12 protein-coding genes and 2 riboswitches are annotated in these 14132 nt (G+C 29.1%); of the genes, 10 read left to right on the forward strand and 2 right to left on the reverse strand.

Annotated elements, in window-relative coordinates; all coding sequences use genetic code 11:
• Window positions 1–154: 154 nt before the first annotated feature.
• A riboswitch (SAM riboswitch) is annotated at window positions 155–273 on the forward strand.
• 143 nt (window positions 274–416) lie between these two features.
• From F3K33_RS03610 to F3K33_RS03645, 8 genes are all read left to right on the forward strand, one after another.
• Window positions 417–1382, forward strand: coding sequence for a methionine ABC transporter ATP-binding protein (locus F3K33_RS03610; protein ID WP_011967984.1), 966 nt, complete (start codon window positions 417–419; stop codon window positions 1380–1382).
• A complete protein-coding gene (locus F3K33_RS03615) occupies window positions 1382–2020 on the forward strand; it encodes a methionine ABC transporter permease (protein ID WP_017212473.1) in 639 nt (212 codons plus the stop codon). Before F3K33_RS03610 ends, F3K33_RS03615 begins: the two co-directional genes overlap by 1 nt.
• An 11-nt stretch (window positions 2021–2031) precedes the next feature.
• Window positions 2032–2862, forward strand: coding sequence for a MetQ/NlpA family ABC transporter substrate-binding protein (locus F3K33_RS03620; protein ID WP_011967986.1), 831 nt, complete (start codon window positions 2032–2034; stop codon window positions 2860–2862).
• 313 nt (window positions 2863–3175) lie between these two features.
• On the forward strand, window positions 3176–4138 hold the full coding sequence (locus tag F3K33_RS03625; protein WP_039773296.1) for a YkvA family protein: 963 nt from the start codon (window positions 3176–3178) through the stop codon (window positions 4136–4138).
• 101 nt (window positions 4139–4239) lie between these two features.
• The gene (locus F3K33_RS03630) at window positions 4240–5190 is read left to right on the forward strand and encodes a ribonuclease H1 domain-containing protein (RefSeq protein WP_039773299.1); all 951 of its coding nucleotides are present in this window, start codon (window positions 4240–4242) and stop codon (window positions 5188–5190) included.
• 221 nt (window positions 5191–5411) lie between these two features.
• A complete protein-coding gene (locus tag F3K33_RS03635; protein WP_011967989.1) occupies window positions 5412–5585 on the forward strand; it encodes a hypothetical protein in 174 nt (57 codons plus the stop codon).
• A gap of 253 nt (window positions 5586–5838) precedes the next feature.
• Window positions 5839–7149 carry a tetratricopeptide repeat protein gene (locus F3K33_RS03640; RefSeq protein ID WP_011967990.1) on the forward strand — a complete coding sequence of 437 codons (1311 nt, stop codon included), beginning with the start codon at window positions 5839–5841 and terminating at the stop codon, window positions 7147–7149.
• A gap of 17 nt (window positions 7150–7166) precedes the next feature.
• Window positions 7167–8432, forward strand: coding sequence for a transcriptional regulator (locus F3K33_RS03645; protein WP_023973638.1), 1266 nt, complete (start codon window positions 7167–7169; stop codon window positions 8430–8432).
• Between the two features lie 157 nt (window positions 8433–8589).
• Here F3K33_RS03645 and F3K33_RS03650 read toward each other — a convergent pair whose 3' ends face one another.
• Complete coding sequence (locus tag F3K33_RS03650) at window positions 8590–8976, reverse strand: CBS domain-containing protein (RefSeq protein WP_023973637.1); 387 nt, start codon at window positions 8974–8976, stop codon at window positions 8590–8592.
• A 265-nt stretch (window positions 8977–9241) separates the two neighbouring features.
• On the opposite strand from F3K33_RS03650, the gene clpB reads away from it, so the two are divergent.
• Window positions 9242–11833: an ATP-dependent chaperone ClpB gene (gene clpB, locus F3K33_RS03655; protein WP_039773302.1), complete on the forward strand. Its 2592-nt coding sequence runs from the start codon at window positions 9242–9244 to the stop codon at window positions 11831–11833.
• A gap of 269 nt (window positions 11834–12102) precedes the next feature.
• Here the strand turns inward: clpB and F3K33_RS03660 are convergent, their stop codons facing one another.
• Window positions 12103–12699: an ECF transporter S component gene (locus F3K33_RS03660; RefSeq protein ID WP_011967994.1), complete on the reverse strand. Its 597-nt coding sequence runs from the start codon at window positions 12697–12699 to the stop codon at window positions 12103–12105.
• Between the two features lie 329 nt (window positions 12700–13028).
• A riboswitch (TPP riboswitch) is annotated at window positions 13029–13136 on the forward strand.
• A gap of 186 nt (window positions 13137–13322) precedes the next feature.
• Between F3K33_RS03660 and thiF the strand changes: the two genes are divergently transcribed.
• Complete coding sequence (thiF, locus tag F3K33_RS03665) at window positions 13323–14126, forward strand: sulfur carrier protein ThiS adenylyltransferase ThiF (protein ID WP_023973635.1); 804 nt, start codon at window positions 13323–13325, stop codon at window positions 14124–14126.
• Window positions 14127–14132: the final 6 nt, after the last annotated feature.

The raw sequence follows: 14132 nt of genomic DNA on the forward strand, positions 1-14132 counted from the left end.
AAAAAATCTTGCAATATATGCAGAAAGTATATATAATAAAACCAATCCGATTACAATACTTGGATTTGAAAGAGCAAAAGGTTATTCTATAGATTTTGACAAATTAAAAAAAGTTGTATATAATTAGGTCAAAGCTAAATTAAATAATCTGAATATCTTATCGAGAGCGGTGGAGGGACTGGCCCTTTGAAACCCGGCAACCGAAATATTATTTTTTACTAAATGATATTTATATGGTGCTAATTCCAGCAGCTTTTAGCTGATAGATGAGAGGATAAATTTGTATGGTGTTTTATGCGCTAGAGATTTATTCTCTAGCGCTTTTGTTTTGAGGTGAACGTTAATAATTAAGTTAATTATTACATCACCTTAGTTATCCGGAAACTAACAAAACAAAGTCAAAGGAGGAAATGTGTTTGATAGAAATCAAAAATGTGGTAAAGAATTTTGGGGAAACACAAGTTATAAAAGATGTATCAATAAGCATTAAAGAGGGCGAAATTTATGGAATAATAGGACACAGCGGAGCAGGAAAGTCAACACTATTAAGATGCATTAATGGACTTGAATCTTATGATGGAGGTTCAATAAATGTAATGGGGAAAGAGGTTTCATCATTAGAAGGAAAAAGTCTTAGGGAATTTAGAAAAGATTTGGGGATGATTTTTCAAAATTTCAATCTTATGCAAAGAAAAAATGTTTTTGATAATGTTGCTCTTCCTCTTGAAGTGTGGGGGTACAACAAAAGTGAAATTAAGGACAAAGTATTAAGATTATTAGATTTAGTTGGATTAACAGACAAAAAGCTAAGCAAACCGTCAGAGCTTAGTGGTGGACAAAAACAAAGAGTAGCAATAGCAAGGGCATTAGCGTTAGACCCTAAAATACTACTTTGTGATGAAGCAACTTCTGCATTAGATCCTAAAATTACAAAAGACATTTTAGCATTACTTTCTAAAATAAACAAAGAATTAGGGATTACAATAGTAATGGTAACTCATCAAATGGAAGTAATAAAAGAAGTTTGTGAAAAAGTTGCATTGCTAGATGGTGGAAAAATAAAAGCAGAAGGAAGATCAGAAGATTTATTCTTACAACCAGGAAAATCATTAAAGAAATTCTTAGGAGAAGAAGATGAAGGAATATTACCAGAAGAAGGTGTTAATATCAAGATATTCTTCCCAAGTGATTCTTCTGAAAATGCACTAATTACAAAGATGGCAAGGGAATTAGAGATAGATTTTTCTATAGTTTGGGGAAAACTTGAAAAATTTAGGAGCGAAGTATTAGGTGGGCTTGTAATAAACATCAACGAAGAGGATAAGGACAAGGTTATAAAGTACCTTGAAAATAAGGATATCTTATTGGAGGTGATCGAATAATGAATCAGGTAATAGTAAAAGCTTTAATAGAAACCCTAGAGATGGTTTTTGCATCGACTATAGGTTCACTTATTTTAGGATTCATACCTGCAATAATATTAACAGTTACTGCAAAAGACGGATTAAAACCAAATAAAATAGTTTATACAGTTTTAGATTTAATAATTAATATATTAAGAAGTTTTCCAGTTATCATATTAATGGTAGCAATAATACCATTAACTAGATTTATTGCTGGTAAATCTATAGGTACAGAAGCAGCTATTGTTCCACTTACAATTGCAGCAGCACCATTTGTAGCAAGAATTATAGAATCATCACTTAGAGAAGTCGATAAAGGAATAATAGAGGCGGCAAGATCTTTTGGAGCATCAAACACTCAAATCATCTTTAAGGTAATGCTTAAAGAAGCAATTCCTTCAATAGCATCAGGAATTACTCTTACAATAATAAGCATTGTTGGATATTCTGCAATGGCAGGAACTATTGGGGGTGGAGGACTTGGTCAAGTAGCTATAAGCTATGGATATCAAAGATTCCAAACTGATTATATGGTAGTAACATGTATTGTGTTAATCATAGTAGTACAAGGACTACAGCTTATAGGCAATTATTTTTACAATAAATTATCAAAATAGGGGGAATAAATATGAAAAAGAAATCAATTTTATCAGTAGTTTTAGCAGGAGTAGTGACACTAGGATTAGTAGGTTGCGGGGGCACAGCTACTTCAGGAAGTAAAGATTCTAAAAATGACAAGGTAATAAAGATTGGGGTAACACCAAAGCCACATGAAGAGATAGTAAATATAGCTAAACCATTACTTGAAAAAGAAGGATATACAGTAGAAATAACAGAATTTAATGATTACAATCAACCTAACACTGCTGTAGAAGAAGGTTCATTAGATGCAAACTTCTTCCAACATACTCCATACTTAAATGAACAAAATTCATCTAAGGGATATCACCTAGTTTCAGTTGGTGCAATACATTTAGAACCAATGGGATTATATTCTAAGAAGGTAAAAAGTTTAGATGAACTTAAAGATGGAGCTACAATTGCCGTTCCTAATGATCCATCAAATGAAGCTAGAGCATTAAAATTATTAGCAGGAAAAGGCTTAATAAAAATTAAAGATGGAGAACTAGTTACATCAAAGGATATTACTGAAAACCCTAAAAACTTAAAGTTTAATGAATTAGAAGCAGCAGCAGTTCCAAGAGCAATAGATGACGTTGATGCTGCAGTAATCAATGGAAACTATGCTATAGAAGCTAAATTTAATCCAGCAAAAGATGCAATTATTATTGAAGATAAGGCTTCAGAAGCTGCTAAACCTTATGCAAACATAGTTGTTGTAAAACAAGGTAATGAAAATCAAGAAAAAATCAAAGCTTTAGTAAAAGCTATGACATCACCAGAAGTAAAAGAATTTATAGAAAAAGAATATAATGGTTCAGTAATTCCAGTATTTTAATAGTTCATTTTGAACATATAGATTCAAAAAAGAAATTGAATAATAAGTAGTATTTGCAGCATAAATATGCTGCATTACAAGAAGAGAGGCTATGCCAAATATCATTTAGGCAACAAAATGATATTAAGGCATGCCTTCTTTTTTTATAAGAAAGTTAAATGGGGGCTTCTGGTATTAAGAAAAATTGTAGATTCTATATATAACATATCTTTAATAATTTTCTGGAATAATGTATACTTTTAAGTATATTTAGGAAAGTAATTAGATTTAATTTATATATAAAGTAAGAATTTACTCTAAAGGGGAATAAAAAATGAACATATCAGAAGTAAAAGTTAAATTAACTGGTAATGATATATTAAGTATAATCAATGAATTTGTTAAGGTTGATGGGTTGGATTTAAGAACAGTAACTATTAATGATGGAATAATATTAGAAGGAACTTTGAAAAAGGGAATAGATATAGACTTCAATATAAAGGTTCAATTAGTTGGGTGTGTTCATAACAAAATTACTGTAAAGATAGTTAAAGTTAAAGTATTAAATGTTGGTTTCTTCAGAATATTAAGAAGTTTTGTGTTAAAGCAATTAGCAAAAGCTTTTAAAAAGTATGGAATAGATAGTGATAGAGATAAAGTAATAATTGATATAAATACAATACTTCAAGATGTACCATACATAAATCTAAATATTAGTGAGGTCTTCATGAAAAAATCAGAGGTATGGGCTGAAATTTCTAATGTTGAGGTTTCAATACTAGGAGAATTAATAAAGGAAAGTGATGTTGAAGAAACAAGTGAAGAAGAAGAGATTGATGTAGCATCATTGGATACTATAAATAAAACTAAAGATTGCTATTCTGTCGGAAGAAATAAAATTACAAATAAATTATCTGAAAATGTGAGAAATTATAAAGAGTATATATTTGTATTACCAGACATAGCTTCTTTAATATATAGATTACTTAAGGATAAAAGAGTATCTATAAAGACTAAGCTTATAATGTCGGCAGGAATAGCATATGTAACTGTACCAGTTAACATAATACCTAATAGTATACCATTTATAGGCGTGATTGATGATATTGGAGTTATATTTTTTGTTTTAAATAAGATTATTAAAGATATACCATTATCGATAATAGTAGAGAATTGGGAAGGTAAAAATGATATACTTTTAGTATTAAAAAAAGGAATAGAATATCTAACTAACTTTACAAATGCTGCAAATATTGAAAAATTATATAGTGCTGTAGAAGAATTATCATCACTATAGAAAATATTATTTATAAATTTAATAACATATAGATTATAAGTTTATAAATATTCCATGAAAAGTATAATAATAAGTTAGACGGTCGGAGAAAGGAATAATATATGGCGAAAAAAGTTTATGCAATACAATATGGTTTTGATATTAAAAATAACAAAAAGGTTGAAAATGTAATAGTCAATACTTGGAATGAATGCTTAGCATATGTAAAAGGGGTAAAGGGAGCAAAGTATAAGAGTTTCGAAGACATAGAAGAGGCAAAATCATATCTAAACGAAGGAAATAGAATGCTAAAAAAGAGTGATGAAAGTTATCCAAAAGACTGTCTTCATGCATATGTTGATGGAAGTTATAATTCTTCTGACGGAAGATATTCTTATGGGGTAGTTTGTGTTAATGATGATGTTGTAGAATATATAGAAAGCGGAGCTGAAAAAGATAGCTCTTCTAAAAATATAAGACAAATAGCAGGCGAACTTAAGGGAGCTGTTAGAGCTGTTGAATATGCTTTAGAACATGGACAAAAAAAAGTAGTTCTATTTCATGATTACGAGGGGATAGCTCATCATGCAACTGGAGCATGGGAACGAAAAGAAGAATCATCTATGCAATATTATAAAAAGATGCAAGAGTTAATAAATTCTGGAATGGAAATTATATTTGTAAAAGTTGATAGTCATACTGGAGATTTATTTAACGAGCTTGTTGATGAGAAATGTAAAGAGTGCTTAGGGATAACTTCTGATAGAACCGTTGAAAAATGGTTAAGTAAAAATATTATAAGAGTTTCTGGTACTAAGGTTAAAGAAGAAATCTTAAGCATAGCTCCAAGTCATTCAAATAATATAATTTTAATTGGCGAAGATGAAAATTCACAAATGGAAAATATATTGAACGTAGATAAGAAAGATGACAATGAAATTAGATTTGAACAAATTATTGGTTTATATAGAAATAACGATATCGAAGGCAAAAAGATAATTTCTAAGCTATTAAGCAAAGAAAAAGAAAAATTAATTTTTTATCTTCTTAAAGAGTACATTGATAATAATTAAACCAGTATATATGTTGGAATAATAGATTTGCATTTAAAATGCAAATAAGAAAAGTGCTTAATTAGGACTGGAATATAGAAAGCTGATTGTAATATGCATAGTTACTTTTTAGAATATTTTTAAAACTGTATATAATCATGGAATAAATTAACTTGGATAACTTTTTGATTAATACACAATATATTTATAGAAAATAAATTGATGTTAAAGAGGTGTTTATTATGGAAAGATTTTCTAAGGGAATGATGACTGGATTTTTAATTGGAGTTGCTGTCGAAATGTCTCTAATGCCACGTATGGATAGAAGGAGTCAAAAAACAATGAGAAGAGCAGGCAGAAGAATGAGGAATATGGCTGAATCAGTAGGTCATGAAGTTTATGATTGGATGAGATAGAATTACAAAAAGAAAGTATAATATGTAAAAATTAGGTATAACAAAAATAGAATGGCATGAATTTCTTTCATGCCTTTTTATTTTTATTTATTGTATTTATACTTTTGTACATAAATATGGATAATAAAATTAAATTATATAAAATTTGGGGCACATTTATATTTTTATGCAGTTTTTTATAAATTTATGTTATAATTAAGGAAATTATATTAAAATAACTAAATAATTTGTTGAATAGAGAAGGATTAAAAAGATGGAAATTCTATCATTGGGAGAAAAGATCAAGAGAAGAAGAAAACAATTGAATATGACGTTGAAGGATTTGGCAAAAGACAGAATAACTCCAGGACAAATAAGTTTGGTAGAATCTGGCCGTTCGAATCCATCAGTAGATTTGCTAGAATATTTAGCTGATGCATTGAACACAAATGTAGAATATTTAATGGAATCAGAAGAAAGCCAAGCTGAAAAGATTAGTTTATATTACGAACAGGTAGGGGAATCATGCATACTCCAGGGAGATTACGAAAAAGGTCAAAGATATATTGATAATGCTCTATACTACTGTGAAAAATATAATCTAGAATATAGAAAAGCAATGATATATTTTATAACAGCAAAATCCTACATGTATAAAAGAGATTTTCCTATGGCTCAGAAGTTTTTTTTATCAGCAAATGTAATTTTTGTAAAAAATAATAATTATGAGCAGATAATAAAAACTTTCCTACATTTAGCTAATATTGCTTTAGAATTAAAGGCATATCATTCTTCTAGTAGTTACTTAAAACAGGCTGAAAAGGTATATATAGACAATAAGGTTGTAGATGAATTTTTAATGGGAGAAATATACTACAATATGGCTAGAACATATTACGATGTAGAAGAACTGGATTTAGCCTTAGAATATTCTTGTCTAGCAAGAAATAGATTTGAACAAGTCTATAATGATGAAGATTATGCGAGAAATCTATTCTCTTTAGCAGAAGAATTTAATAAAAAAGGTGACTTGCCGAATGCAATAAAGTATTCAAAGAAAACATTAGAAGTATATAAAAAGATACAGTATAACAAGAGCATAGTTAATATAGAACATAATTTAGGAAAGTTATTTTATGAACTAGGAAATTTAGATGAATCTCTTAAGCATTATGATATATCAAAAAGTATTAGTACACAAAATCGTGTAGGATGTATAAATGATATACTAATAGATATTTGTAAAAGTTATCTGAAGTTAAAGAATACTGAACAATGTAGCAAAATACTAAAAGATATAGAAAATAGAATTGAAGAGCATGATATAGACAGAAAAATCGAATGTAAACTAATAAAATATACTATGTTCAATATTGACGATAAACCAGAACAAGCAGAAAGTGTATTGATTGATACATATGTGCTAGCAAAAAATAGCGGAAAGTTGTCGAAGGCTGCTGAATTAGCTATGAGAGTCGGAAAATATTTCATAGATAAAAAAGAAGAAGAAGAGGCTTCATATTACTTAAATCAAGGAATAAAGTTATTTGATGAAGCAGAAAAGTTAGAAAATTACAAATTATAAGTAAGTGGGTGAGATATTTGGAAATACTATCTACTGGCGAAAAGATAAAAAGAGCTAGAGTATTTAAAGGTATAACATTGAAAGAATTATGCGGAAATAAGATTTCAATTGCCAAGATGAGCTGTATAGAAAATGGAAAGATTAAGGCAGATACCGAATTACTGAATTATATAGCTGAGAAGATAGAAATAGATGTAGATTATTTAATAGAAGACGTATATGAACAAATTTCAAATAATCTAAATATAATAAAGAGGAATGTATCTTCCGATACTGATTCTGAAAGTAAGTTGAAAGATAACCTAAGCTATGCACTAAAATATAAATATTATGATTTAGCTTTTGAATTAATACACATATTATTCTCGTATTATGTAGAAGAAAATAAGGTTGAAAATATTCAGCTTATAGTTTCTCAATATTATGATTTATATCAAAGAAATAATACGGAAGAAAATACAGCTATCTACTTTAAAGATATGGCACGTTATTTATCTCAAAATGGTGAATATATTGAGGCTATTTCTTACTACAGCAAGCTTAGAGAAATGTTTAGATTGAAAGAAGATGGATTTGATAGTTCAGAGTACTGTTTAATAGGCTACAATGAGGCTCTGTGTTATCAGAATTTAAGAAAATCTGAAGAAGCATATAGCATTTTATCAGAAATCATAGGATATGTTGATGACCTTAAAACAGATGAAAGCAAAGGAAAAATATATCATATATATGCTACAGTATGCATTAAGCTTAAAAAAGATTATGTTGATGAATATAAAAAGAAAGCATTTCAATATCAAAAATATAATCCTATTTCTCTGGCAGCATCCCATGGAAATTATGGAAAGTATTATTTTGAAGTAGAAGAAAAGGAAAAAGCAATCTCTGAAATAGAAGATGGAATAAAGATATTTCCACAAGATAATGTAGAAAAATATGTGGAGTTTTTGAATTATTGTACAAAAATATTAATTGATAATTCAGAGTATGAGATAGCTTATAGGATTACAGAAGAATCATTAAATTTAGCTATTATGACTGATAATATAAAGTTAATTGAGAAGTCATATTATTTTAAAGGTATAATTCTTCAGAAAATGGACAAACATTTGGAAGCAGAAAAATATATGAATCTATCATTAGATTCGTTGTTTAAATTTGGTACCAGAGAAGAAAGAAGAAATAGATATGTAGATATGGGTAAGCTTTATTATAAGCTTGGACTTACAGCGGATTCGCTAAAATACTTTAATCTTGCATTAGCTGTTGATAAAAAAATCTAATTTCTCGTAAATATATATAGAAGGGCGATATTTTGTTAATTCGATTATAATGGATTAACAAAATATCGCCACTTCTATTTTTTTATATTCACAATTAAGCCTTTAAGATCAGTAATGATATATTTAAGCTATTAAATTCATATGGATATTATTGTTACTAATTTTTTGAACAAGAGTCAATGAAGTAATCTAATAAATCATCTATATTAATAACTCCTACAATTTTTTCGTCTTCAATAACAGGCATTGTTATAATATCATTTTCTCTTAGACGCTTAGCTACAGTGAGTAGATCTTCATCAGATTGCGCAGAGATAACTGATTTTGACATAACCCACTCAACTGGACAGCTAACATAATGTCCTGGATGTATCATGAATCTATATATATCAGCTTTTACTACCATTCCTACTACAATTTCTTTATCATCTACTACTGGCATTCCATTAATATTAAGTTTGTCCATAAAATCTAAAGCTTTATCTATAGTATCGTTTACATTAATTGTATGGAAATTTGGTTTAATGATAGAACTTATTTTCATAACATCACCTCTTTTAAAAAAGTTTAATATCGTTAAGCTGTAAAATAACAGGCTAATAATATTTATATTACTATTTTACTATAAAACAACAAAATTTAAAATAAATCTTTAGATGATAAAAAAATTAAAAAAAAGACTAAATAAACTTTGACTTTCTTTGACCTATGTATTATTATATAGATAAAGAGGAATTATTTAGGTATAGTGATAAACTAGTTTTAATAATAATTTCGAAATTTAACATAGAGATTTAGGAGGAATAAGTATGAATATTGATAAAATGACGTTGAGAGTTCAACAAGCATTGAATGATGCCAATGTTACAGCTGTTAAATTTAATCATCAGCAAATAGATTTAATTCATCTTTTTTCAGCTCTTGTAGAGCAGGAGGACGGGTTAGTCCCTAATATTCTTACTAAAATGGGTATATCAGTAAAGAATTTAAAAGCGTCAGTAAATAAGGAATTAGATGCAATGCCAAAAGTTTTAGGAGAAGGAGTTGGCAATGTATATATAACTAGAAAAGTAGAGGAAGTGTTAATTAAAGCTGAAGAATTTTCGAAACAGTTTGAAGATTCATATGTTAGTGTTGAACATTTAATGCTTGCTATTATAGAAATAGATAACAATCAAGTTTCTAAAATATTAAAGCAATATAATATAACCAAGGAGAATTTCTTAAAAGTTCTTTCTGAAGTTAGAGGAAGCCAAAGAGTTGAAACGCAAGATCCAGAAGGGACATATGACGCATTAGCAAAGTATGGAACTAATTTAGTTGACCTTGCTAAAAAGCATAAGTTAGATCCTGTTATAGGAAGAGATGAAGAAATAAGAAGGACAATAAGGATTTTATCAAGGAGAACCAAGAATAATCCAGTATTAATAGGTGAACCTGGTGTTGGTAAAACAGCAATTATTGAAGGATTAGCTGAAAGAATAGTTAGAGGAGATGTTCCAGAAGGCCTTAAGGATAAAATTATATTTGCTTTGGATATGGGATCTTTGATTGCCGGAGCTAAGTATAGAGGTGAATTTGAAGAAAGATTAAAAGCGGTATTAAAAGAAGTTCAAAGCAGTGAGGGTAGAATATTACTATTCATAGATGAAATTCATACAATAGTTGGAGCTGGTAAGACTGATGGAGCAATGGATGCTGGTAATTTGATTAAACCATTATTAGCAAGAGGAGAGTTACATTGTATAGGTGCTACAACTTTTGATGAATATAGAAAATATATTGAGAAAGATAAAGCCTTAGAAAGAAGATTCCAACCAGTAATTATAGATGAACCTACAGTAGAGGATACAATTGCAATACTAAGAGGATTAAAAGAAAGGTTTGAAATTCATCACGGGATTAGAATTCATGATTCAGCAATAGTAGCTGCTGCAAAGCTTTCTGACAGATATATTCAAGATAGATATATGCCTGATAAGGCAATTGATTTAATTGATGAAGCTGGAGCTATGATAAGATCTGAAATAGATTCCCTCCCAACAGAACTTGATGTTATAAGAAGAAAAATATTTAAGTTAGAAATAGAAAAAGAAGCCTTGTCAAAAGAGAAAGATGAGGGTTCAAAAAATAGGTTAGATGACTTAGAGAAAGAGCTTGCAGGATTAAAAGAAAAGAATGATGAAATGACTGCAAAATATACCAAAGAAAAAGAGCAAATCACAGCTATTAAAACCTTAAAAAGTGAGCTAGATGATGCTAGAGGAGAAATAGAAGTAGCGCAAAGAAACTTTGATTATAATAAAGTTGCTGAGATTCAATATAGTAGGATTCCTGCTATAGAAGAAAAAATTAAGCAAAAAGAAATTGAACTAAGAGAAAATTATGAGGGAGCTCTATTAAAAGAGGAAGTAACTGAGCAGGAAGTATCCGCTGTACTTTCTAAATGGACTGGAATTCCTGTAACTAACTTACTTGAAGGAGAAAGGGAAAAACTTTTAAGACTAGAAGATGATATGAGTAATAGAGTTATAGGCCAGGGTGAGGCAATAGAAGCTGTAACTAATGCAATACTCAGGGCAAGAGCTGGGCTTAAAGATATCAATAGACCAATAGGATCATTTATATTCTTAGGGCCAACAGGAGTTGGTAAAACGGAGCTTGCAAAAACACTAGCTAGAAATTTATTTGATTCAGAAGAAAATATTATTAGAATTGATATGTCGGAATATATGGAGAAGCATTCAGTGTCTAGATTAGTTGGAGCGCCTCCAGGATATGTAGGTTATGATGAAGGTGGTCAGCTAACAGAAGCTGTAAGAAGAAAACCATATAGCGTAATTTTATTTGATGAAATTGAAAAAGCGCATGAAGATGTGTTTAATATATTCCTTCAAATATTAGATGATGGTAGATTAACTGATAATAAGGGTAAAACTGTAGATTTTAAAAATACTATAATAATTATGACTTCAAATATCGGAAGTGAATATTTATTAGAAAATACTAATGAAGATCACGTTGATGAAGAAATAAAATCAAAAGTAATGAGTGTTTTAAAATCAAGATTTAAACCAGAATTTTTAAATAGAGTAGATGATACTATAATGTTTAAACCTTTGACAGAGTCTGGCATTAAGAAAATTATAGATATATTCTTAAGAGAAGTAAGTTTAAGACTAAAAGATAAAAATATCGAAATAGAAGTTACAGATAAAGCAAAAACAATAATGGCAAGAGAAGGTTATGATGTGGTTTATGGAGCAAGGCCGTTAAAAAGATATATACAGAACACTTTAGAGAATAGACTCGCTAGGATGATAATTAAGGGTGAACTAGGCTATGGATCTAAGGTTGTGATTGATAATAAAGATGAAGAAATAATAATAAAACCACTTTAGTAAAAAATAAGTTTTGTAAAATTCCTGTAGATAAATGTGATCTATAGGAATTTTTATTCTCTAGAAAATTATAATCAAAAAAATGTGAGTAACTTTTTAAGTAGTAAATAGGAATCGGTATATTTGTATTATATACCATATTTTAATTCTTCATAATAGTTTTATATGTAACCAATAATTAGAACAAGAAAAGAGGCAGCTTTTAGCAAGTGCCTCTTTATAATTTATATTCTTTAAAAAATATTTTATTTTACTTGTTTAGAGTTTAGTTAAATTTTTTTCTTAATTCTAAATATAGCTACAATTACAGGGACTGATATTACAGCACTCACTATAGCTTCAGGAACTCCATTTGTTAAACCAATGGTTGCAATTGCAATTCCAGCAGTTTGTGGATTTATCTTTAAAATAGCAGAGTATCTTTCTAAGTAAAATACGTAAGTTAAACCCAAAACACCTATAGTGTTAATTAATGTAGCACAGATTGATGCTATTGCAATACTAATGCTTTGATTTTTAAATCTCTTTCTAAGAAGTATATACACATAGTATGCTACAATTCCAATTAGGACTCTAGGAACTAATGCAATTATAGGATTCCAAAATATAAATGATGTTGGACCAGGAGCGGTAAAATTTTGATACATTGAGAATAAACCAAAAACTAATCCAACTAGGGATCCAACTATGGGGCCTTCAACTATCGCACCTATAATAACTGGGATATGCATTATAGTAGCTTTTACAGGTGGAATTGGTATGAACCCAAGCCCGGTTAATCCTAAGAAAATTGAAATTGCAGAAAGCATTCCGATCATTGCAATCTGTCTAACTGAAAATTTAGATTTAGTATAGCCTCTTTCCATAAGGTACCTCCGTTCTTATTCCTTGATATATGGATATAATTCGGAAAAATATATAATATATACGAATTTCCGTTCAGCTTCTAATTGAATACCGACACATATTATTTTACCACGTTAGAAAAAATGTTCAATTATATTTTAAAAATATAAATTTAAATATAGTAATAATAATTACTGATTCTATATTTAATTCTATGAACTTAGAAAAAAGTTGATTTTTATACAAAATATGAATAAATTTACAAATCTAATTTATGGATTTAATCCATAAAAATTTGAATTATAAGAAATAAAATGATAATATATAACCATAACAGAAATTGAATAGTATAAAAGGCTAGGGGTGCCAATTTAATTGGCTGAGAGAAGCTTATTTGCTTTAACTCTTTTGACCTGATGTGGCTAATACCACCGTAGGGAAGCAATAAATATTTTAGAAGATTTATAAGACTTACCTTAGTGTAAGTCTTTTTATTATCTAGTAATTTATTATGGAAGCCAAATAAGTAGAGGTTCTGCCCATTGGTCGTACAAATTATGAAAAAAGACTGATAAGAAAATAATGAGTAAATAATGAACAGATATATTAAGTTTTAAAATTTATTTAGATTGGGGATATTAGTTTGAAAGTTTTAGTAAATGAAAGAGAAATAGATATTGAGGGAGAAATTACTGCATTTGAAGTTAGAAGCAGGATAAAAAGTGATGCGGATATAGTTATTTTAAATGGTTTTCCAATTAAACAAGATTATTCTCTAAATGAAGGCGATAAAGTTACTTTAATTAAGAGAGGCGAGGTGCCTAAAAAAGAAGAGTTAGAGGCACTAATGGTAAGTAGACATACTCCAAAGGTTCATGAGAAAGTTAAGAAGGCGAAGATAGCTATTGCTGGACTTGGTGGACTTGGTTCAACAGTAGCATTAGCGTTGGGAAGAGTTGGGGTTGGACATATAAAAATAATAGATTTTGATGTGGTTGAACCTAGTAATTTAAACAGACAACAATACTTTATAAGACATATTGGAATGAAAAAATGCCATGCATTAAAAGAAATATTGTTAGAAATCAATCCGTTCATAAATATCGAAGTTGTTGATACGTATGTAGATAAGGATAACATTAAAGATTTATTTGAGGATATGGATATTGTAATTGAAGCATTTGATGGCGCAGAAAATAAAGCGATGATAGTTAGAGAAGTTTTACTTCAGACAGAAAAACCAAAGGTTATTTCAGCCTCAGGTATGGCAGGGTATTATTCTAATAATCTAATAATTAGCAAAAAAATAAATACAAGGCTATATATGTGTGGAGACTTTAAAAATGAGGCAAAAGTAAATGAGGGGTTAATGGCACCTAGGGTTGGTATCGCAGCTTGTCATGAAGCAAATATGGCGCTTAGATTAATATTAGGAGAAGAGGTATAAACTAAA

Origin of the sequence: Clostridium beijerinckii, assembly GCF_008705175.1 — a bacterium.
Lineage (GTDB): Bacteria > Bacillota > Clostridia > Clostridiales > Clostridiaceae > Clostridium > Clostridium beijerinckii.